This window comes from Sphingobacteriales bacterium, from assembly GCA_016706405.1.
Classification (GTDB): Bacteria; Bacteroidota; Bacteroidia; order Chitinophagales; family UBA2359; genus BJ6.
Map to the genome: position 1 here is coordinate 1,081,905 of JADJJT010000002.1, position 23,413 is coordinate 1,105,317.

Here is a 23,413-nt window from a genome sequence, read left to right on the forward strand (position 1 = left end):
CCGGAAAAATGCTTTTTAATCTCATAAATTGGTTTTGCGGCGTACAAAATAATTCCAAACGATACTGCCTTTATAAACACCGTTTAGCGACCAAAAGCGGTAGTCGTTTTTTACAAATTTAATAACGGCGCGCTGCCTGAGTTTGTAAAGGGTAAATATCCGGAAATAGCCGTGCAACATTCCTTTTAAAACCGCCTTGACCATATTAAACTGTTGTTTTACTATAAACTGTAAGGCGGCCATCGCATCTAAAATAAAACGCAAAGGCAGTATAAAAAATAATTGCCACCAGGGTGCATTGCGCACTAAAAGCCAAATACTGTTCCGAAAATTAAGATAAGTTTTAATTGGCGAATAAGCCTGTAAAGTGCCGCCTCCTAAGTGAAATACTTCGGCGCTGGGGCATACCCAAACTTCAAAATTGGCACGCTGTAAACGCCAACAAAGATCAATTTCTTCCATGTGCGCAAAAAATGCAGTTTCAAAGCCACCTATTTGAATAAACAAATAGGGTCGCACCATTAACGCCGCCCCCGATGCCCAAAAAACCCGACTTTGTTGTTGGTATTGGCCTTGGTCGGTTTGACAAGTATCAAATACCCGGCCTTGGCAAAAAGGATAGCCTAATGCATCTATCAGGCCGCCGGCAGCCCCGGCATACTCAAATAAGTCGGGTTGTTTATGCGATTTAATTTTAGGCTGACATGCTGCTATTTTTGGGTTTTTTTCGAGGAGTTGCACCATTGGCTGAAGCCAGTTTGGGGTAACGGCAACATCGCTGTTTAACAAAACCCAATAGGCAAAATTTTGTGTTTGTATTTGCTGCAAGGCTCTGTTATAACCTCCGGTAAAACCATAATTTTGCCCCAAGGCTAAACATTGAACTTGTGGATAACGCTCGGCTATCCACAACAGCGAGTCGTCTGTTGAGCCATTATCAATTACAATGATGGTAAAGTTTGGATAATTTGTTTCAATTACCGAAGGTAAAAATTGTGCTAAAAGTTGAGCACCGTTCCAGTTTAAAATTACAACCGCTACTTTTGGCAAAGTTGCACTAACCCCACTCAGCATAACGGTTTATTCTGTTTTTGGTGGTTGATTTGTATCGTTTGGGTTAATAAACATTCGCAATGCCTCTTTTAAGGCTTGAATCTCGCTTTTGCGGTGTAAATTTTCGCGGTATAAAAACACTAAACTTAGCAACAAAGCGGCAAAAAAGATAAAATTCAAAAATTTGCTCCAAAATCCACCGCCGGTTTTTGTTTCCTTATTTGCTTCTGCTGTATCACCGTTTGCATTTTTGCTTTCGCTGCCTGGTACCACGTAATCGGTAGGGGTGGTAGTAGTTGGCGAGGTTTTTTCGGGCGATTCGTTGGCACGGTCGCCTTTTGCATCTGTTGTACCGTTCCATTTTGCTAGTGCAGTGCTAATAATATTGTTGAGTTTGCCTTCTAAGTCAGTGGTTTTTATTTGTAGGTTTTCGCAAACTAAAGTGCCCGCCTCGTTATTTTTAAAAGTATTACAAATGCGGTTTATATTTTGTAAGGCCGTACCCCGCGCCTCGCGCAGGTATTCGTCGGCTTGGTCGGCATTAGTGGGCATTTTAGCAGTTTTAAAATTGTTTAACGCTTCGGCAAATTTTAAAAACTCGTCGGAGTAACCTTTAATCGTTTGCTCTTTTGTTTTAACCTTTTGTAGCTCGGCGGTTATTTGCCCATAGGTGCAGGTAGTTAAATTTTTGGCATTACTTTGCCGGCTAAAGCAGTTTAGCATGGTTTTAACAGTGGCACAGTTTATTTCGTCAATCCCTCTGTGGTAAGCACCAATTTGAGTGTTTGATTGCGCTTGAACATCGGCAGCAATAATAAATCCGGATAAAATAAAACAAACTACAAGAAAAAAACTAGGTGTTATTGGAAACCTCATACAAAATAAATTTCTTTTCTAAACAAAAATTAAGGCAAAATTAAGGTTTTATCATGATGTTTTCAGCCCAAGATTGTTTTTTATCTTTGAATATTAGTTTCGGGCAAAAAATACTACCTTTGCCGTAAGTATTATTAATTTATCAACTATTGTGTTTATTTATATGATGTAAATAAAACATAATAGACCTGTTTTTATTTATGACCCAACCCATTTTAACCCCTATGTTGCCCGCCAATAGTTTGGCCGATAAAACCATAATTATTACAGGTGGCGGCACCGGGCTTGGAAAAGCCATGGCTGCCATGCTGCTAACCTTAGGGGCAAAAATTGTAATAACCAGCCGCAAAGAAGGCGTATTGCAACAAGCCGCCGCCGATTTAAGGCAACTTGCCCAAGCCGAAGTGCTGCCTTTAGCTTGCGATGTTAGAGTTTACGAACAAGTAGAAAATATGATACAGCAAACAGTTGCCCATTTTGGCTCGTTTAATGGTTTAATTAATAATGCTGCCGGAAATTTTATAAGTCCTACCGAACGTTTATCGCATAGGGCTTTTGATACGGTTGTAGATATTGTATTAAAAGGAAGTTATAATTGCACTTTGGCAGCCGGAAAATATTGGTTAGCCAACCAAATTTCGGCCTCCGTTTTAAGCATTGTAACTACTTATGCGTGGTCTGGGTCGGGGTGGGTAGTGCCCTCGGCATGTGGCAAGGCTGGCGTTTTGGCACTTATGCAGTCGTTAGCGGTTGAGTGGGGGCGCAAAGGCATTAGGTGCAATGCTATAGCGCCGGGACCTTTCCCTACCGAAGGAGCTTGGAGTCGTTTGCTACCCGAACCCATAGCAAAAATGTATAACCCCGACCAAAATGTGCCACTTGGCCGCATGGGGCAATTAGCCGAAATTGCCAATTTAGCCGCTTATTTGATGAGTGATTACAGTGCCTACGTAAACGGAGACTGTATTACTATTGATGGAGGAGAATGGTTACAAGGCGCGGGCGAGTTTAACCATTTGCGCCACTTACCTGCCGAAATGTGGGACGCCATAGCCAAATTTGTACAACAACAGCGCGGGTAATAATTAATAAACACCCAAAACAAATTGTAAAAATAAATAATTATTAATCAACAATTAACTGTTTTTATTTACCTCAACTAATTTAGAAGGTTTTCCTATGTTTAGTCCTGAAATAATGAACTGGGTTGTAATTCCCACTTTAATTTTTTTAGCACGTTTAATTGATGTACCCATTTCAACAGTGCGTGTCATGTTTATTGGCCGTGGGTTGCGCAATACAGCAACTTTACTGGGTTTTTTTGAGGTTTTGATTTGGTTGATAGCCATTAGCCAAATTTTCCAGAATCTTAATAATTGGCTTTGCTATGTAACTTATGCCGCCGGTTTTGCCGCCGGAACCTATATTGGCATGTTAATTGAAAACAAATTGGCAGTAGGCAATGTAATTATACGCATTATAAGCAATAACCCATTTCAAGTCCTGATTTCTGAGCTGTCGGTGCGCGGTTTTGGCTATACGTATTTGCCCGCACAAGGCTCGCAAGGGCCGGCAAATTTAATATTTATGGTTATTCGCCGAAAACGATTAAATGAAATAATACAACTGATTAAAACAAATATGCCCGATGCTTTTTATACGATTGAAGACATTCAATACGTTAGCGAAATTTTTTCCGGAAGTGGTATTTACCAAACAGCAAGCAGGCCTTCGTCATTCAGGCTATTAAACTTTTTGCGTCGCCGCAAATAGCTGTACAAACTAAGTTTGCAAAAAAAAAATGCCATACCTTTTATTACGACTGCGTTTTATTTTGATTAAAAAAAAGTTAATTGTAGTAGGTTTAACTACCTTTGCATAATTTTCATACAAAAACGGGTGTATTGCCAATTAATTTTATTATGTTAGACAAAAATGGAATAGCTAAACGTATAGCCCGAGAATTGCGCGATGGCTATTATGTGAACCTCGGAATTGGCATTCCTACTTTGGTTGCCAACTATATTCCGGAAGGAATTTCGGTTACGTTTCAATCTGAAAATGGAATGATGGGCATGGGGCCCTTTCCATCAGAAGCCCAAGTAGATGCCGACATTATCAACGCCGGAAAACAAACCGTAACCATATTGCCCGGGGGCAGCTATTTTGACTCGGCCACAAGTTTTGCCATGATAAGAGGCGGCCACGTTGATTTAACCGTTTTGGGCGCCATGGAAGTATCAGAAAATGGCGATATAGCCAACTGGAAAATTCCAGGCAAAATGGTAAAAGGTATGGGTGGCGCCATGGATTTAGTTGCCGGAACAAAAAACATAATTGTAGCCATGCAACATACTAATAAAGAAGGCGAATCGAAATTGTTGCCTGCATGTACCCTGCCTATTACCGGATTGGGTTGTGTGCGCCGTATCGTTACCGAATTGGCCGTAATTGATGTTACCGCCGAAGGATTTAAACTTATTGAGCGCGCCCCCGGCATTAGTGTTGACGAGATTAAAGCCAAAACATCCGGAAAATTAATTGTAGAAGGCGATATTCCGGAAATGGTACTATAATTATTCCGTCTATTTAATCCGGATATAAATAATAATAACAATAATTGATTTCTTTTTGGTTTTGTAATTTTTATACATAAATCATTCTTTTCTCTTTCCTTTTATATTAATATTTGCAGCCAAATATTGGTTAATTATGCCAAATAGTTCTACTTCTCACACAATTAATAGCCAAATTACCTCCGCCACTTTAATTATTACCCTTGGCATTATATATGGCGATATCGGCACCTCGCCGTTATATGTTATGGATGCCATAGTGGGTAATCGAAAATTAGAAGATTTGTTGGTAATGGGCGGCTTGTCGTGTATTTTTTGGACACTAACCCTGCTGACAAGTATTAAATATGTTGCCCTAACCTTGCGCGCCGACAACAACGGCGAAGGTGGCATTTTTTCGTTGTACTCGTTGGTAAGCGGGCAGTCAAAATGGTTGATATTTTTTGCTATATTAGGTGGCTCGACCCTTTTGGCCGAGGGAATGATTACCCCTCCCATCTCTATAACCGCTGCCATTGAAGGTTTGCACAATAACCATATTAGCGTACCCATAATACCCATCGTAATTGCTATTATATCGGTTTTGTTTGTACTGCAACAGTTCGGTACAACTGCCATTGGCAAATCATTTGGGCCTATTATGTTTGTTTGGTTCTTGTTTATTGGCGTTTTAGGGGCTTATCAAATAATATTGCACCCACAAATATTAAAAGCCATTAGCCCCATGTATGCTATTGACTTTTTGAGTAACTATCCACATGGATTTTGGCTTTTAGGTGCAGTTTTTTTATGTAGTACAGGTGTTGAGGCATTATATTCAGACTTAGGCCATTGCGGGCTTAAAAACATCCGGATTACCTGGGGCTTTGTAAAACTAATGTTGTTGTTTTGCTATTTTGGCCAAGGTGCATGGCTGCTAAACTCGCAATATATAACCCAAAGCGGCTTTCCCGAAAACATGAATCCTTTTTATGCCATGATACCTCCGTGGTTGTTTTGGCCCGGATTGATATTGGCAACCCTTGCTGCTGTTATAGCCAGCCAGGCCTTAATTTCGGGGTCGTTTACCTTGGTAAGTGTGGCTATTAGGCTGCACTTACTTCCCAAAATTAGGGTTAGTTACCCCAGTAAACTAAAAGAGCAAATATATATACCGTTAACCAATTTTTTACTATGGCTTGGTTGTGTTGGCGTTGTTTTGTTTTTTCAAAAGGCCAGCGAAATGGAGGCCGCCTACGGTTTATCTATTGTAACTACAATGATAATGACCTCGATTTTGCTCATTTTTTACATGATTAAAAATAAATATAATAAGTTTATAATAGTGCTTTACGCTATCATTTACGGTATTATTGAAATTGCTTTTTTAATTGCAAACCTCGAAAAATTTATGCGCGGTGGTTATGTGGTTTTATTGTTGGCCTCGGTTTTAATTGTGTTAATGTTAATATGGCATTTTTCGGCAAAAATTAAATACCGACATTCAAGTTTTGTTAAAATAGACCATTACAAAAATCAATTGATAGCCCTAAGTGCCGACGATACTATACCTAAACATGCTACCCACTTGGTTTATCTTACAACGGCAAGGCAAGAGGGGCTTATAGAGCACCAAATTGCATACTCCATACTACAAAAGCAACCCAAACGTGCTGATATATATTGGTTTTTACATATTGAACTAACAGACGAACCCGATACCTACGAATACTATGTTAAAATACATGCAGAGGATGATGTTATTGGAGTGCACCTCAGATTAGGCTACCGTGTTCAACAACGTGTAAACGTGTATTTTAGGCAAGTGGTAGAAGATTTGGTAGCTCAAAAACAAGTAAATATTACCAGCCGTTATTACTCGCTAAGTAAAAATAATATTGCCGGAGATTTTAAATTTGTTCTACTCGAAGAATACCTGTCGGCAGAAAGCAATTTGCCTTTCTTTCAAAAACTTATTATGACGGCCTACCTTACCATAAAATCTTACACCGCAGCCCCTGCGCGTTGGTTTGGCTTAGATACCAGTAATGTAGATATTGAAAAAATGCCATTGCTTATTAAATCGCGCACACACCGCCGTTTGCAACGGGTAGATGCTGTTAAGGACGAAACCAGCCCATCCGGATTAAAATATATACCCTACCAAGCCGTTGAAGAAAAGCAATAGTCTTTTAAATCAAATTCAGATTTCAGCGATGAATTAATGCTAACAAAAACATATAGTTAGTAAAAATCTGACCTTGAAAAAGCGTAGCTTTCCGGATTTTTTTTGCCCTCGCACCCAAAATAGGTCGCTATAAAATATTGCAAAGCAGGTTTTCGGGCTATTCCGTTCGTGCCAGTTAAGTTTATTTATTTTACGTACCTTTGCGCCGCTATTGCAAAAACAGGCAAAAAACGCTAATTTACAAAGGGCATGTATGAAGTGGTTATACGACTATAAAAGGTTAAACAAAGCCATTCTTTATTTAATTTTAGCCATCTTTTGCGAGCAAATTGTCAATGCCATTCAAACATTGGCACTAAACCTTTACCTTAAAGAATTAGGCTATACCGACCCCCAAATTGCCAACCTTACCTCGTACCGTTTTGTGGCGGCTTTAATTTTTGCGGTGCCGTTTGGGTTGTATATTAAAAGCAAATCCTTGCGTCCCGTTTTTATTACAGCTTTAGCAGCCTTACCTATGTTTGCAGTGTTAATTATTTGGGCAGCATCCTTAAAAATTGGTTGGCTTTTATCCTTGTTTTTAGTTGGCTGGGGCATAAGCCAAAGTGCTATTGGCATTGCCACCGGCCCCTATATACTGCGAAACACCCCAATTGAACAACATACCTTAGCACTTAGCATGAACTCGGCCACATGGTCGTCAAGTTTTGTGCTTACAGGGCTACTTACTTGGTTATTAATGCAAATTAGCCCACAGTTCTTTACAAATTACACCATCTTAATGCTGTTTAGCGTGCTGGGTTTTTCGGGGTTATTTTGGGCTTTGCGGTTGCCAAAAAATGAAAATATTGCCGAAAAACGCACTAAAAACATCAAACGCCGCGAGTATTATCAATACGATTGGCCTTTAATTATTCGCACCTCAATACCTAATTTGCTCATTGCCATTGGCGGCGGCTTGGCAGTGCCATTTATGAATCTGTTTTTTGCCAATATTTTTGGCGTTACCACCGCCCAATTTTCGCTGCTAAGCGCAATTACCTGCGTTTTAGTAGCTTTGGGCTTACTATATGTGCCAACTATTAAACTTAAATATGGTTATAATGCTATTACTTACACGCAAATTCTTGCTATATTTTTATTAGCTTTACTTGCATTTTCCGATTTTTATAGTGCCTATTGGTGGGCGTTACCCTTGGCTGTACTTAGTTATATGTTAAGGCAGCCCTTGATGAATATTGCCAACCCTATGACCTCGGAGGTTTCGATGTATTACGTTGGCGACAAAAACCGTGAAATGATGAGCGCCATACATTCGAGCATTTGGTCCGGATCGTGGTTTATTAGCAGCCAGCTTTTCCGGATGATGCGGCAACACGAACTTCGCTACGGAACCATCATTTTAATTACTGTTGGTTTATATATTGTGGGCGCTTATGGTTTTCATTTACTCATTCAAAAATACAAAAACAAAACAAAGACCAAAACATTGCTCCTTCAAGCAGAGCCACAACAACAATCATAAAAAAAAATGATACACTACAAAACCCGCCCCGCTACAAAAGCCGATGCCGCCACCGCTTTTGACTTAATAAATGAACTGGCCGAATACGAAAAAGCCCCACACGAAGTTAAACTTTCCTTACCCCAATTTATTGAAGATGGCTTTGGCGCTAATCCTATTTATAAATTACATGTTGCCGAAGCATTTGACACAGACCAACAACAACCTACTCCAAAAATTGTAGGTATTGCCTTGTATTATATTGCCTACTCGACCTGGAAAGGAAAAATTGTTTACTTAGATGACTTAATTGTTACCCAAACACACCGAAAAACCGGAATTGGCAATTTATTAATAAACGAAGTGTTTAAATTTGCTCTTTCAATAAACGCCCAGCAAGTGCGGTGGCATGTTTTAGAATGGAACGAGCCAGCTATTAATTTTTACAAAAAATTAGGCGTACATTTAGACCCCGAATGGATTACCTGCAAAGTAACCGAAACTAAATTGGCCGAAATTAGAACTAAACTCGAGCAAAACATACACTAAAAAATACAAATCAAGCAAACGACCTATTAAACATACATGATAAAATTACGCCATTGGTTGAACATCATTTTTATTAGTGCCGCCTTGGTTTTGGCGTGGCTGCTAATAGCTATGCTTCAAAAACCGGTATCGTACCAATGGCAAGTAACCAAACGATACGAAACTACCGTTAAACGATTAGACCGACTGCGTAAAATAGAACTGGCCTATAAAAGTATAAAAGGCAAATATACTGACGATCTGCGCAAATTATTACATCTTGCCTTGCACGATAGTCTTACAATAAATCAAGCCGTTTTACCCGCTTCAAACCCCTTAGACAGCCTCTCGGACAATACCATCGAAATAGGCAAAAAATCCGTTTTAGACTCCCTTTTTAATGGCTCGGCACGCCTTTTAGATGATATAATTATAGTGCCAAACAATTTAGGTGAAACATTTGATGCCGCAACAACGTTTATAATTCAAGGCAACGATACCATCGAGGCTTTTCAAATTAGCGTGCCCTATACCGTTCTTTACCACAATATACCCGAAACCTACTACCAAACACACCGATTTGATACCTTGCGGGTTGGCTCGTTAAAAAACGGTAGTACTAACGGCAGTTGGGAGTAAAGGTTTGCGGTAAGTAGCCCAAAAAAGTAGGCAAGCAATTAAGTATTACCAACACAAATTGAAAAAACAATTTAAAAATAAACACAATTAATAAATAAAAATCATGGAGTACCGCCGTTTAGGAAACTCAGGTTTGCAGGTAAGTGCCTTTTCATTAGGCTCGTGGCTTACCTTTGGCAGCCAAATTGATAACGATATTGCCGAACAGCTAATGATAGCAGCCTACGAAGCCGGCATTAATTTTTTTGACAATGCCGAAATTTACGCACATGGTCGCTCAGAAATAGTAATGGGCGAAATATTAAAAAAATTAAATTGGGACAGAACTTCTTACACCGTATCGAGTAAAGTATTTTTTGGCGATGGCCGAAAATTGCCCAATCAAACCGGATTAAGCCGCAAACACGTATTTGAAGCCTGCGATGCCGCACTTAAACGCCTGCAACTTGATTATATAGACTTATACTTTTGCCACAGACCCGACCCCAATACACCCATTATTGAAACCGTTTGGGCTATGAACCACCTTATACAGCAAGGCAAAGTGTTGTATTGGGGTACCAGCGAGTGGAGCGCCCAACAGATTACCGAAGCTCATTATGCCGCCCAGCGCTACCACCTTATTGGCCCCACTATGGAGCAACCGCAATATAATATGTTGCACCGCGAGCGTTTTGAAGTAGAATACGAACCCATTTATAAAAATTTTGGCTTAGGTACTACTATTTGGTCGCCACTTGCATCGGGGCTTTTATCCGGAAAATACAACAACGGTATGCCCTCCGACAACACCCGCCTGCAACGACAAGGTTTAGACTGGCTCCGCGAACAAGCGCTTCAAGAAGTAAAACTTGCCAAAGTGCGCCAATTAACCCGTATAGCTCAAAACTTAGATATTTCTATGCCTGTTTTGGCTTTGGCATGGTGTTTAAAAAATCCTAATGTAAGCACAGTTATTTTGGGCGCCTCAAAACTAACACAACTAACCGAAAACCTTAAAGCCCTTGATGCCGTACCCCTGCTAACAACTGAAATTATGGAGGCTATTGATAAAGTTTTAGCATAATTTAATTGTTTTTTTATCCTTCATCTCACCACCTCCGTTAAATTTATGGCACAACAAACACCACCACCCAATTTGCCCGTAGTGCCCGACTTAAATAATACCACCGACGACAAAAAAACACAAATAGCCAATATGTTTAACCATATTGCGCACCGGTACGATTTGTTAAACCGTATTATTTCAATGGGCATTGACCAAAAATGGCGTCAAAAAGCCTTACAACTTTTGGAAGATCAGCAACCTAAATTGTTGATGGATGTGGCAACCGGCACCGGAGACTTTGCGCTGATGGCAATGGAACAATTAAATCCGGATAAAATAGTGGGTATAGATATTGCTGATGGCATGTTAGACCTTTTCCGGAAAAAATTAGCCTCAATTCCGGATGAAAAAAGAACAAAATTTGAAATTTTACAAGCCGATGCCGAAAATTTACCCTTTGCCGACAATAATTTTGATGCCATTACCGTTGCTTTTGGTGTGCGCAATTTTGCTAATTTGCCCCTTGGATTAGCTAATATGTGGCGGGTGCTTAAACCCGGAGGTAGTTTAGTTATTTTAGAACTTACACAACCCCCAAACAAACTAATGCGTTTAGGTTACAATGCGTATAACCGTTATTGGTTGCCCTTTATAGGAAAAATGCTTTCAAAAAACAACAGCGCCTACACGTACTTACCCGCATCTATACGCGCTTTCCCACAAGGAAACGATTTTATTAATCACCTTAAAAACGCACAATTTACCCATACGAGATTTATACGTTTAACATTTGGAATATGCACCATTTATTTCGGAAAAAAACCAATTTAAGCATTTTTTGTGCGCTTCTGTTAAGCCTTTTTTTGGCTAACAACCAATTAAGTCAAGCCCAGCCTAATTTACAAAACCACGACAGACGAAAAATTCATTTTGGTATTTCGCTGGGCACCAATTTATCGCGTTTTGCTGTTACGCACTCGCCGGACTTTGCTTTTCATGATACCATTAAAAGCGTGCAATCTTCGCGTTCGGGTGGGTTTAATGTGGGTATTATTTCGGATTTCCACATGGGTAAACGCACTGATTTGCGTTTTATTCCTTCGTTGGTATTTGCCGAAAAAAAACTCGATTATATTGAACTTTCTCCGGATGGTGGCCCCAACCTTGCGACAAACAAAACCATCGAAAGCATTATGCTTACCTTTCCGTTGTCGGTAAAATATAAATCAGACAGGTTTTTTGATAATTTCAGATTTTATGTTATTGGCGGTGGACGTTTGGATTGGGACCTTGCCTCGAACTCGAAAGCCCGCAAAGCCTTAGACATTGTAAAAATTAAACCTGTTGATTTTGCCGTTGAGTATGGCTTAGGCTTAGAATTTTATTTTCCGCTGTTTATTTTTTCGCCCGAAATACGGTTTAGCAATGGCCTAAACAATATTTTTACCGATACGCCTAATTTGCGTTATTCGGAGGTGTTAGGCCGGTTAAAATCGCGCGCAGTAATGATTACCTTGCAGTTTGAGGGCTAAAATAACAGGTGCTTAAAAAATAATTTTTGGGTTTTGATTAATTTACCTGCTACCCGGCGGGGTCAACATCTGCATAAACAACTAATTTGCCAATACCTTGTGCTGTTTTTAGGTGTGTTATTGCCTCGGCAATGCGCATTTTAGCTTCATTAAGTGAGGCTGGGTTTAGTATTTTTATTAAAATATGCCTTAAATAATAGTTGCGCACTTTTGATATAATTGGAACTGTTGGCCCTAAAACAAGCAGGTCGGCAGGCCATTGTTTGAGGCGTTTTGCCAACTGCTCGGCAAAGGTATTTACTTTTGTGCGGTCGGGGTGTTTAAGGTTAAGTACAACAATGCGGGCAAAAGGTGGGTAACGGTGGGTTCGCCGCTCTTCAATTTCGGCCTTGTAAAATCCGGTATAATCGTGGTCAATTACAAAATGAAGCACCCGATGCTTAGTATTAAATGCCTGAATTAGCACCGTGCCGCGTTGTTGCCGGCGCCCCGCCCTGCCGCTCACCTGCGATAATAGTTGAAATGCTCTTTCGGCAGCTCTAAAATCCGGAAAATGTAATAAATGGTCGGCATTAAGTACACCCACTAAATTAACCCGCTCAAAATCGAGTCCTTTGGTAATCATTTGTGTTCCTACTAATACTTGTGTTTTTTGCGCCTGAAAATCGGTAATAACCCTGTCAAAACCATGTTTGGTACGGGCAGTGTCTAAGTCTAAGCGGCTGGTGCTAATATCCGGAATAAATATTTTTAAATATTCTTCTACTTTTTCGGTCCCAAAACCTTGTACCGTCAATTGGGTGGTTTTGCACTCGGGGCAATGGCTGGGCAGTGGCATAAAATAGCCACAATAATGGCATCGCAAACTATTATTGTGCTTATGATAAGTTAGGCTAACATCGCATTGATGGCAGCGCGGAATCCATTCGCAAGCAGTACACAAAATAAAAGGCGCATACCCCCGCCTATTTTGAAACAAAATAACTTGCTCGTTTTGCTTGATGGCATTTTTTATGTTATCAATTAACTGAGGGGTAAAAATGCTAACAAGTTTTTTTTCTTTAATTAAAGCTCGCAAACTAATAGTTTCAATGGCGGGCATTTCAACGCCGCCAAACCGCTCGTTGAGGGTTACCAAGCCAAATTTTTTGCCTTGCGTAGCATTGTAGTACGTTTCTATAGCAGGTGTCGCCGAGCCTAAAACAACTTGGGCACCCATAAGGTTGGCTAAATAAATTGCAGCATCGCGGGCGTTGTAGCGCGGGGCGGGGTCGTGTTGTTTATAGCTGGGGTCGTGTTCTTCGTCAATAATTACCAAGCCTAAATTTTGATAGGGTAAAAACATGGCCGAGCGCGGCCCTACTATAACTTTGTATTTGCCATTTAATACCGATTGCCAAATTTCAATACGCTCGGCATCGTTAAACTTTGAGTGCGAGATACCAATTTGATTGCCAAAAACTTTGCGCAAACGAGTTATCATTTGTACGGTAAGGGCAATTTCGGGCAGCAAAAATAAGGCTTGCTTGCCTGTTTCAATGACCTCTTCAATCATCCGGATATAGATTTGGGTTTTGCCGCTGGCTGTAACACCGTGCAGTAAAACAGTTCTTTTTCCGGAGGCAAACCAGTCGTTTATTTGTCGTAATGCCTCGTTTTGTGCCGGACTAAGGATAAAATCACTCATAGTTTTATCCGGATTTACATAATCATCTAATCGGCTAACCAAGCGTCTTTCCTTCGTAAAAACACCTTTTTTTATCAAAGCATCTAAGGCATTAGCTTCGGCATTGGCACGTTTTAACAGTATTGACCGCATAATATTGGGCAATTCGCTTTCGGCATGTAATTGCAACCATGCCAATAAAAGCTGCTCTTGTTTAGGCGCACGCGATAATTGGTTAAAAAGTTCGGCTAATAAATTTTCGTCGTTTAAATAGTTTCCGTTCAGGGCAATAAATATTTCTTCGCGTGGTTGGTAACGCTCTACTAACTCTTCATTTACCAAAATAATACCTTTTTCGAGCATTGATTTGATAATGGGCATAACAGTTTTGATGCCTACAATTAGCTGTACATCCGGAATTGTAATATGAGGCTGCATTGTAAGTGCTTCGGCAATCATGTATTCGCGGTCATCAAGCAACGAAAAATCTTGGCCAAACAAGGGATTGAGCACTAATTTTGACTCGCTGGATAGTTTGTATGCCGAAGGTAGTGCGGCTTGCATTACCTCACCCTCGGTACATAGGTAATAAGTTGCCATCCACTCCCAAAATTTTAATTGTATCGGGCTTAAAATAGGCTCAGTATCTAATACTGAAATAATTGGCTTTACATTAGTGGGGTTAAGAGCTATGGTTGGCTCAAAAACAGTTTTTACCATGCCCGCATATACACGCTTTGCTCCAAACTGCACTTCTACACGTTTGCCCGGCACAACTTGCGCTAATAATGGCTCGGGTATGGCATAGGTATAGGCTTCGCGTATAGGCAGCGGTACAATAACGTGGGCATACCTTGTTGGTTCGGTGGGCGGTAGTAAACTGGGCATTTGAGGCAGCGATATTATGCTTGTTTGATTTTTTATTTTATTCGATGCTTAGTGAACAAACACAAGTATAGAAACTGAAAAAAAAAATTAACAATTCACAAAAGATGATTTTTTGTGCTTATTTCAGAACAAAATAGACCCAAAATTAAGCATTTTTTGATTGTGGCAACAATGCCTGCCTGTTTAAAAGATAAATCGCCGGATTGTTTTAGCCTAAGGGAAGCACGTAATCATGCTTTTTTTAAATCGGGTTCAAATCCCAATTTGGCATGAAAATTGCCCTACCGCCAAAGTAACTTATGTTTAGCAAATTTTATTTTTATGACCAATATAAACATTATAAACACTTATTTCAGGTTGTGTTTCCACCAGTTTCAAATCAAACGGCTTTTGTGCTTGTGGTTATAACCTTATTCTCAAATTATGCCCAGGCGCAAATAAGCGGTATTGTCTTTTTTGATGGCAATAATGATGGTGTCAAGCAAGCTGCAGAAGCGCCATTTACTCATGCTACTGTTACTGCATTTGATGCATTGGGTAATAGTTTTTCAGCGACATCAAATGCATCCGGTAATTATACTATTGCAGGAATAGTCTCCGGAACACCTTATAGAGTAGAGTTGTCTATGCCTGCGGGCTACAATGATGCCGCTTTTGGCTCATCGGCAGGCACCTCTGTACAGTTTGCGGATGGCTCGGATGTTGTTGATTTTGGAATTAACCTGCCTGATAAATGTGATCCGGATAAAAAAATTCGGGTAGTTACCGGGCTTGGCATCTGGCATGATGATCATAGCGTTAAATCATGGGATTTTCTTGATGATAGAGAAGATATAGACAATATGGGCAGCGATGGCTCTGAAACAACCCATACAGATGATATATTAGCTTCGCAGATTGGTGTTCCCTTTGGAGTGGCAGCTCAAAGAAAAACAAGGATTATGTATATGAGTACGATATCTGCCACCTTCACCGATAGGTTTCCCGCGGCTCCAGATGGCGGAGATGCAATATATGCAGCCAGTTATGCTGGCGGAGCTAATAACACTTATGTGGGCCGTAAATTGCTTACAAATATGAGTGATTATGGTATCAGTACAGCGGCATTAAACCCTGTTGCAAATGAGATGGGTGAGTATGGTCTGGGTGGCGTTGCTATTTCTGACGATGGTGGCTCATTGTATGTCGTTAATATGGGAAAAGGTAATATTGCAAAGTTCGATATTTCGGCTGTAACTTATGCCACTATACCGAGTGGTGGCTACAATAATTTGACTGTTACAGAGATTTCACTTCCGGGCACAAACTGTTCGAACGGTATTTTTCGACCCAGCGCTATAGAGTATCATGCGGGTGCCTTATATATAGTTGGTATTTGTGATGCTTCTATAAGCGGAAGTTCTAGTTCGGATTTGAGATTGAGAGGGTTTAAAATGGATGTAGTAACTAACGCGTTAACCCAAGTATTAGATTATGATTTATCAACATTTACCGGAGGCGGACTTCGTGCACCAGGCTGGCCTCAAAAAAAATGGAGCACAACCTGGTTAGGAACCGAAAACGCAGGAAGTTCCGGTGAAATTCAGCCCATAGTACCATCCATTGCTTTTGATGATAACGGGGCTTTGATTATAGGCGTTACTAACCGGCAGGTTTTTGTTAACGGAAAGAGCAATAGGGAACCTGGTTATATGTTGCGTACCTGGCGCGAGGCTAATGGCTCTTTTACGGTAGAAAATGCTGGGGTTTCTGGGCCATACACCTCCACCGCAAAAGGCTCCAGTACTAATCCGGATGGGACACCCGGCTATTATGACGGCAGCGATGATCCTTCAACTGCCGGACCAGGAAATGATTGGTTCTTTGAAGTTGGGCGTACATCAGTCCATCCCTACTTATATGCCGGAGGTACTATGGTTGTGCCGGGCACAAATATGGTAGTTGGCGGATTTACAAACCCAGGCGAACCTATCAATCAAGCTGGAGGTAGATACTTGGATTATACAACTGGCGTGGCCATATACGGCACAAGTGTAATGGGCGTGAAGGCAACTGTTATGTCAGATGTAGAGGTTGTATGTAAAACCCCTCCTATTGAGTTGGGCAACAGAGTTTGGTTAGATACAGATAAAGATGGAGTTCAAGACCCTGGCGAAAATGGAATTGCTGGTATTACCGTTGAATTGTATCAAGGTAATACATTAATAGCAACAGCCACAACAGATAATAATGGACTTTATATTTTTTCAAGCGACAACCAAACCTCAACAGCAAGTTTTAAATATGGACTTACAATTAACCAATTAACGCCCTATACTATTAGAATTCCCAACATTATAGGAGGAAGTCAGCAATCAAATTTGTCGGGCTTTGCACTTACAACCCCAAATACAAGTGGTACATCAAATGATGAAAATGATAAAACAGACTCAGATGGAATTTCATCCGGAAATAATGCCGATGTGAGTTTTTCAACAGGAACATATGGAAAAAACTCACACGTATTTGATTTTGGGTTTTACTGTAACCTGACTGCAAGTGCTGGTGGTACACCTGTCAGTTGCCATGGCGGCAATAATGGTACTGCAACAGCCACTCCAAATGGCGGTACTAACCCTTACACTTACTTATGGAACAATGGCCAAGCCACTCAAAACATTAGTGGTTTAACAGCTGGCACTTATAGTGTTACTATTACTGATTTTAAAGGTTGTACGGCAACAGCCAGCTACACCGTTACTGAACCCCCTGTTATGAATGTAACCTGCACCAGCACCGATGCAACCACCAACGGTGGCAGCGATGGCACAGCCAGCGTAACAGCCAGCGGCGGTACACCACCCTACACCTATTTGTGGAACACCGGCGCAACAACTTCGAGCATTAGCGGCTTAGTAGCGGGTACATACAGCGTAACCGTTACCGATGCCAAGGGTTGTACTGCCGAGTGCAGCACCACCGTTAACGAACCAGGTTGTAACCTTAGTGCTACTGCTGATGGTACACCTGTGTCTTGCCATGACGGCAGCGATGGTACCGCAACAGCCACACCTACAGGCAATAACGGTGCGGTAACCTATTTATGGAGCAACGGCGCAACCACCCAAACTATTAGCGGTTTATCGGCTGGTACTTATACGGTTACCATTACCGATGCCGTTAATTGTACGGCAACAGCCAGCTACACCGTTACCGAACCCCCCTGTAATGGATGTAACTTGCAGCAGCACCGATGTAACCACCAACGGCGGCAGCGATGGCACAGCCAGCGTAACAGCCAGCGGCGGCACACCACCCTACACCTATTTGTGGAACACCGGCGCAACAACTTCGAGCATTAGCGGCTTAGTAGCGGGTACATACAGCGTAACCGTTACCGATGCCAAAGGTTGTACTGACCCAGTGTACCGCTACGGTTGACGAGCCAGATTGTAACCTTAGTGCAAGTGCCGATGGTACACCTGTCAGTTGCCATGGCGGCAATAATGGCACTGCAACAGCCACACCTACAGGCAATAACGGTGCAGTAACTTATTTATGGAGCAACGGCGCAACCACCCAAACTATTAGCGGTTTATCGGCTGGTACTTATACCGTAACGATAACCGATGCCGTTAATTGCACGGCAATAGCCAGCTACACCGTTACCGAACCCCTGTAATGGATGTAACTTGTACCAGCACCGATTTAACCACCAACTGTGGCAGCGATGGCACAGCCACCGTAACAGCCAGCGGCGGCACCACCCTACACCTATTTGTGGAACACCGGCGCAACAACTTCGAGCATTAGCGGCTTAGTAGCGGGTACATACAGCGTAACCGTTACCGATGCCAAAGGTTGTACTGCCGAGTGCAGCACCACCGTTAACGAACCAGGTTGTAACCTTAGTGCAAGTGCCGATGGTACACCTGTCTCTTGCCATGGCGGCAATAATGGCACCGCAACAGCCACACCTACGGGCAATAACGGTGCGGTAACCTATTTATGGAGCAACGGCGCAACCACCCAAACTATTAGCGGTTTATCGGCTGGTACTTATACGGTTACCATTACCGATGCCGTTAATTGTACGGCAATAGCCAGCTACACCGTTACCGAACCCCCTGTAATGGATCTAACTTGCAGCAGCACCGATGCAACCACCAACGGTGGCAGCGATGGCACAGCCAGCGTAACAGCCAGTGGCGGTACACCACCCTACACCTATTTGTGGAACACCGGCGCAACAACTTCGAGCATTAGCGGCTTAGTAGCGGGTACATACAGCGTAACCGTTACCGATGCCAAAGGTTGTACTGCCGAGTGCAGCACCACCGTTAACGAGCCAGGTTGTAACCTTAGTGCAAGTGCCGATGGTACACCTGTCTCTTGCCATGGCGGCAATAATGGCACCGCAACAGCCACACCTACAGGCAATAACGGTGCGGTAACTTATTTATGGAGCAACGGCGCAACCACCCAAACTATTAGCGGTTTATCGGCTGGTACTTATACGGTTACCATTACCGATGCCGTTAATTGTACGGCAACAGCCAGCTACACCGTTACCGAACCCCCTGTAATGGATGTAACTTGCAGCAGCACCGATGTAACCACCAACGGCGGCAGCGATGGCACAGCCAGCGTAACAGCCAGCGGCGGCACACCACCCTACACCTATTTGTGGAACACCGGCGCAACAACTTCGAGCATTAGCGGCTTAGTAGCGGGTACATACAGCGTAACCGTTACCGATGCCAAAGGTTGTACTGACCAGTGTACCGCTACGGTTGACGAGCCAGATTGTAACCTTAGTGCAAGTGCCGATGGTACACCTGTCAGTTGCCATGGCGGCAATAATGGCACTGCAACAGCCACACCTACAGGCAATAACGGTGCAGTAACTTATTTATGGAGCAACGGCGCAACCACCCAAACTATTAGCGGTTTATCGGCTGGTACTTATACCGTAACGATAACCGATGCCGTTAATTGCACGGCAATAGCCAGCTACACCGTTACCGAACCCCCTGTAATGGATGTAACTTGTACCAGCACCGATGTAACCACCAACGGTGGCAGCGATGGCACAGCCAGCGTAACAGCCAGCGGCGGCACACCACCCTACACCTATTTGTGGAACACCGGCGCAACAACTTCGAGCATTAGCGGCTTAGTAGCGGGTACATACAGCGTAACCGTTACCGATGCCAAAGGTTGTACTGCCGAGTGCAGCACCACCGTTAACGAACCAGGTTGTAACCTTAGTGCAAGTGCCGATGGTACACCTGTCTCTTGCCATGGCGGCAATAATGGCACCGCAACAGCCACACCTACGGGCAATAGCGACCCTGTGAGCTATTTATGGAGCAACGGCGCAACCACCCAAACTATTAGTGGTTTATCGGCTGGCACTTATACCGTTACTATTACCGAAACACCAACTTGTACGGCAACCGCTAGCTACACCGTTACTGAACCCCCTGTAATGGATGTAACTTGCAGCAGCACCGATGCAACCACCAACGGCGGCAGCGATGGCACAGCCAGCGTAACAGCCAGCGGCGGCACACCACCCTACACCTATTTGTGGAACACCGGCGCAACAACTTCGAGCATTAGCGGCTTAGTAGCGGGTACATACAGCGTAACCGTTACCGATGCCAAGGGTTGTACTGCCGAGTGCAGCACCACCGTTAACGAGCCAGGTTGTAACCTTAGTGCAAGTGCTGATGGTACACCTGTATCTTGCAATGATGGCAGCGATGGTACCGCAACAGCCACACCTACAGGCAATAACGGTGCGGTAACTTATTTATGGAGCAACGGCGCAACCACCCAAAGCATTAGCGGTTTATCGGCTGGCACTTATACCGTAACGATAACAGATGCTGTTAATTGTACGGCAATAGCCAGCTACACCGTTACCGAACCCCCTGTAATGGATGTAACTTGCAGCAGCACCGATGTAACCACCAACGGCGGCAGCGATGGCACAGCCAGCGTAACAGCCAGCGGCGGCACACCACCCTACACCTATTTGTGGAACACGGCGCAACAACTTCGAGCATTAGCGGCTTAGTAGCGGGTACATACAGCGTAACCGTTACCGATGCCAAGGGTTGTACTGCCGAGTGCAGCACCACCGTTAACGAGCCAGGTTGTAACCTTAGTGCAAGTGCTGATGGTACACCTGTATCTTGCAATGACGGCAGCGATGGTACCGCAACAGCTACACCTACAGGCAATAACGGTGCGGTAACTTATTTATGGAGCAACGGCGCAACCACCCAAACTATTAGCGGTTTATCGGCTGGCACTTATACCGTAACGATAACAGATGCTGTTAATTGTACGGCAATAGCCAGCTACACCGTTACCGAACCCCCTGTAATGGATGTAACTTGTACCAGCACCGATGTAACCACCAACGGTGGCAGCGATGGCACAGCCAGCGTAACAGCCAGCGGCGGCACACCACCCTACACCTATTTGTGGAACACCGGCGCAACAACTTCGAGCATTAGCGGCTTAGTAGCGGGTACATACAGCGTAACCGTTACCGATGCCAAAGGTTGTACTGCCGAGTGCAGCACCACCGTTAACGAACCAGGTTGTAACCTTAGTGCAAGTGCCGATGGTACACCTGTCTCTTGCCATGGCGGCAATAATGGCACCGCAACAGCCACACCTACGGGCAATAGCGACCCTGTGAGCTATTTATGGAGCAACGGCGCAACCACCCAAACTATTAGTGGTTTATCGGCTGGCACTTATACCGTTACTATTACCGAAACACCAACTTGTACGGCAACCGCTAGCTACACCGTTACTGAACCCCCTGTAATGGATGTAACTTGCAGCAGCACCGATGCAACCACCAACGGCGGCAGCGATGGCACAGCCAGCGTAACAGCCAGCGGCGGCACACCACCCTACACCTATTTGTGGAACACCGGCGCAACAACTTCGAGCATTAGCGGCTTAGTAGCGGGTACATACAGCGTAACCGTTACCGATGCCAAAGGTTGTACTGCCGAGTGCAGCACCACCGTTAACGAGCCAGGTTGTAACCTTAGTGCAAGTGCTGATGGTACACCTGTATCTTGCAATGATGGCAGCGATGGTACCGCAACAGCCACACCTACAGGCAATAACGGTGCGGTAACTTATTTATGGAGCAACGGCGCAACCACCCAAAGCATTAGCGGTTTATCGGCTGGCACTTATACCGTAACGATAACAGATGCTGTTAATTGTACGGCAATAGCCAGCTACACCGCTACCGGAACCCCTGTAATGGATGTAACTTGCAGCAGCACCGATGTAACCACCAACGGCGGCAGCGATGGCACAGCCAGCGTAACAGCCAGCGGCGGCACACCACCCTACACCTATTTGTGGAACACCGGCGCAACAACTTCGAGCATTAGCGGCTTAGTAGCGGGTACATACAGCGTAACCGTTACCGATGCCAAGGGTTGTACTGCCGAGTGCAGCACCACCGTTAACGAACCAGGTTGTAACCTTAGTGCTACTGCTGATGGTACACCTGTATCTTGCAATGACGGCAGCGATGGCACCGCAACAGCTACACCTACAGGCAATAACGGTGCGGTAACTTATTTATGGAGCAACGGCGCAACCACCCAAACTATTAGCGGTTTATCGGCTGGCACTTATACCGTAACGATAACAGATGCTGTTAATTGTACGGCAATAGCCAGCTACACCGTTACCGAACCCCCTGTAATGGATGTAACTTGCAGCAGCACCGATGTAACCACCAACGGCGGCAGCGATGGCACAGCCAGCGTAACAGCCAGCGGCGGCACACCACCCTACACCTATTTGTGGAACACCGGCGCAACAACTTCGAGCATTAGCGGCTTAACCGCCGGCACTTATACCGTAACCGTTACCGATGCCAAGGGTTGTACTGCCGAGTGCAGCACCACCGTTAACGAACCAGCACCTTGCGAGCTTACTGACGCAGGCAAAACAAATGAAACTTGTAATGATAATAATACAGCAGCCAATTTGTCCGATGATTACATTACTTTTAGCCTTAATCCTACGGGCACACAACTTGGTACAGGATATACTGTGTCTGTTTCAGGGGGCTTTACTATTAGCCCGACATCCGGAACTTACGGCAGTGCAACAGCCTTCCAGTTAAATGCAGGTTCGGCAAATGGCAGTGTAATCACTGTTACCATAACCGACAATAACGATGCTGCATGCACCATTACTACAACAGTACAAAAAAGTAATTGTTCGGCAGGTGAGCCTGATCTTAGTTTAACCAAAGAGGTAGATGATTGTGAGGGCGAAATAGGCCAAAACACTATATTTACCCTTACACTTGAAAATACCGGTACTGCCGATGCAACAGGAGTAGTTATAACCGATGTGCTACCTGCTGGGTTGACTTATATTAGCCATACGCCGAATAATATTACCTATAATCAGGTATCAGGCGAGTTTAACGTTGGAACAGTTGCAGTAGGTCAAACGGTAACCATACAAATTACGGTTCAGCCAACCGCACCTGGTTACTATTGCAATACTGCAAATATTACCGCTACCAGTGGTGATAGTTCAGTGGATAATGACGAGGGAAGAGCTTGCTTTATGGTACCCATTGAATTATGCCCGGGTGATAGTTACACGATAACGTTAGATGCAGGCTTAACCAATATTCAATGGTATAAAGATGGCATATTAATACCCGGTGCAACAGAAGCCAGTTTAACGATAACTGAGCCTGGCGTTTACAGTTATACTGCCGACAATGCAAACTGTCCACAAACAGGATGCTGCCCGGTTGTGTTTATACTAGGCAATTGTTGTCCCGCTCCTCGTTGTGTGGCAGTTGGAGTTATTAAATTGAATTAAATTAACAAGATATAACTACTGGTTTTCAGTTTAGTTTAGTCGAAGTATAATGCTTC

17 protein-coding genes are annotated in these 23,413 nt (G+C 43.3%); 14 read left to right on the forward strand and 3 right to left on the reverse strand.

Going from position 1 to position 23,413, the window contains the following annotated elements; all coding sequences use genetic code 11:
• Positions 1-21: 21 nt before the first annotated feature.
• Both IPI59_10585 and IPI59_10590 read right to left on the reverse strand, forming a co-directional pair.
• Positions 22-1,074, reverse strand: a complete 1,053-nt coding sequence (locus tag IPI59_10585; GenBank protein ID MBK7527980.1) for a glycosyltransferase family 2 protein — start codon at positions 1,072-1,074, stop codon at positions 22-24.
• 6 nt (positions 1,075-1,080) lie between these two features.
• Complete coding sequence (locus tag IPI59_10590; protein MBK7527981.1) at positions 1,081-1,929, reverse strand: hypothetical protein; 849 nt, start codon at positions 1,927-1,929, stop codon at positions 1,081-1,083.
• A gap of 200 nt (positions 1,930-2,129) precedes the next feature.
• Between IPI59_10590 and IPI59_10595 the strand changes: the two genes are divergently transcribed.
• From IPI59_10595 to IPI59_10640, 10 genes are all read left to right on the forward strand, one after another.
• Complete coding sequence (locus IPI59_10595; GenBank protein MBK7527982.1) at positions 2,130-3,011, forward strand: SDR family oxidoreductase; 882 nt, start codon at positions 2,130-2,132, stop codon at positions 3,009-3,011.
• Positions 3,012-3,126: 115 nt separating this feature from the next.
• The gene (locus IPI59_10600; protein ID MBK7527983.1) at positions 3,127-3,702 is read left to right on the forward strand and encodes a DUF2179 domain-containing protein; all 576 of its coding nucleotides are present in this window, start codon (positions 3,127-3,129) and stop codon (positions 3,700-3,702) included.
• 149 nt (positions 3,703-3,851) lie between these two features.
• Entirely contained in the window at positions 3,852-4,505 is a 654-nt protein-coding gene (locus tag IPI59_10605) for a CoA transferase subunit B (GenBank protein ID MBK7527984.1), read from the forward strand.
• A gap of 136 nt (positions 4,506-4,641) precedes the next feature.
• Positions 4,642-6,672 carry a KUP/HAK/KT family potassium transporter gene (locus tag IPI59_10610; GenBank protein MBK7527985.1) on the forward strand — a complete coding sequence of 677 codons (2,031 nt, stop codon included), beginning with the start codon at positions 4,642-4,644 and terminating at the stop codon, positions 6,670-6,672.
• A 253-nt stretch (positions 6,673-6,925) separates the two neighbouring features.
• Positions 6,926-8,197 carry an MFS transporter gene (locus tag IPI59_10615; GenBank protein MBK7527986.1) on the forward strand — a complete coding sequence of 424 codons (1,272 nt, stop codon included), beginning with the start codon at positions 6,926-6,928 and terminating at the stop codon, positions 8,195-8,197.
• Between the two features lie 6 nt (positions 8,198-8,203).
• Complete coding sequence (locus IPI59_10620) at positions 8,204-8,725, forward strand: GNAT family N-acetyltransferase (protein MBK7527987.1); 522 nt, start codon at positions 8,204-8,206, stop codon at positions 8,723-8,725.
• Positions 8,726-8,761: 36 nt separating this feature from the next.
• A complete protein-coding gene (locus tag IPI59_10625) occupies positions 8,762-9,343 on the forward strand; it encodes a hypothetical protein (protein MBK7527988.1) in 582 nt (193 codons plus the stop codon).
• 103 nt (positions 9,344-9,446) lie between these two features.
• Positions 9,447-10,409: an aldo/keto reductase gene (locus tag IPI59_10630; protein MBK7527989.1), complete on the forward strand. Its 963-nt coding sequence runs from the start codon at positions 9,447-9,449 to the stop codon at positions 10,407-10,409.
• A gap of 45 nt (positions 10,410-10,454) precedes the next feature.
• Positions 10,455-11,222: a bifunctional demethylmenaquinone methyltransferase/2-methoxy-6-polyprenyl-1,4-benzoquinol methylase UbiE gene (gene ubiE, locus IPI59_10635; protein MBK7527990.1), complete on the forward strand. Its 768-nt coding sequence runs from the start codon at positions 10,455-10,457 to the stop codon at positions 11,220-11,222.
• A gap of 32 nt (positions 11,223-11,254) precedes the next feature.
• Entirely contained in the window at positions 11,255-11,923 is a 669-nt protein-coding gene (locus IPI59_10640) for a PorT family protein (GenBank protein ID MBK7527991.1), read from the forward strand.
• Positions 11,924-11,972: 49 nt separating this feature from the next.
• Here the strand turns inward: IPI59_10640 and priA are convergent, their stop codons facing one another.
• Positions 11,973-14,477, reverse strand: a complete 2,505-nt coding sequence (gene priA / locus IPI59_10645; GenBank protein ID MBK7527992.1) for a primosomal protein N' — start codon at positions 14,475-14,477, stop codon at positions 11,973-11,975.
• Between the two features lie 299 nt (positions 14,478-14,776).
• On the opposite strand from priA, the gene IPI59_10650 reads away from it, so the two are divergent.
• The 4 genes from IPI59_10650 (at position 14,777) to IPI59_10665 (ending at position 23,357) form a co-directional block, all read left to right on the forward strand.
• The gene (locus IPI59_10650; GenBank protein MBK7527993.1) at positions 14,777-17,818 is read left to right on the forward strand and encodes a hypothetical protein; all 3,042 of its coding nucleotides are present in this window, start codon (positions 14,777-14,779) and stop codon (positions 17,816-17,818) included.
• Positions 17,819-17,856: 38 nt separating this feature from the next.
• Entirely contained in the window at positions 17,857-18,138 is a 282-nt protein-coding gene (locus IPI59_10655) for a SprB repeat-containing protein (GenBank protein ID MBK7527994.1), read from the forward strand.
• 96 nt (positions 18,139-18,234) lie between these two features.
• Positions 18,235-20,541: a SprB repeat-containing protein gene (locus IPI59_10660; GenBank protein MBK7527995.1), complete on the forward strand. Its 2,307-nt coding sequence runs from the start codon at positions 18,235-18,237 to the stop codon at positions 20,539-20,541.
• Positions 20,502-23,357, forward strand: a complete 2,856-nt coding sequence (locus IPI59_10665) for a DUF11 domain-containing protein (GenBank protein MBK7527996.1) — start codon at positions 20,502-20,504, stop codon at positions 23,355-23,357. The genes IPI59_10660 and IPI59_10665 overlap by 40 nt, the downstream gene beginning before the upstream one ends.
• Positions 23,358-23,413: the final 56 nt, after the last annotated feature.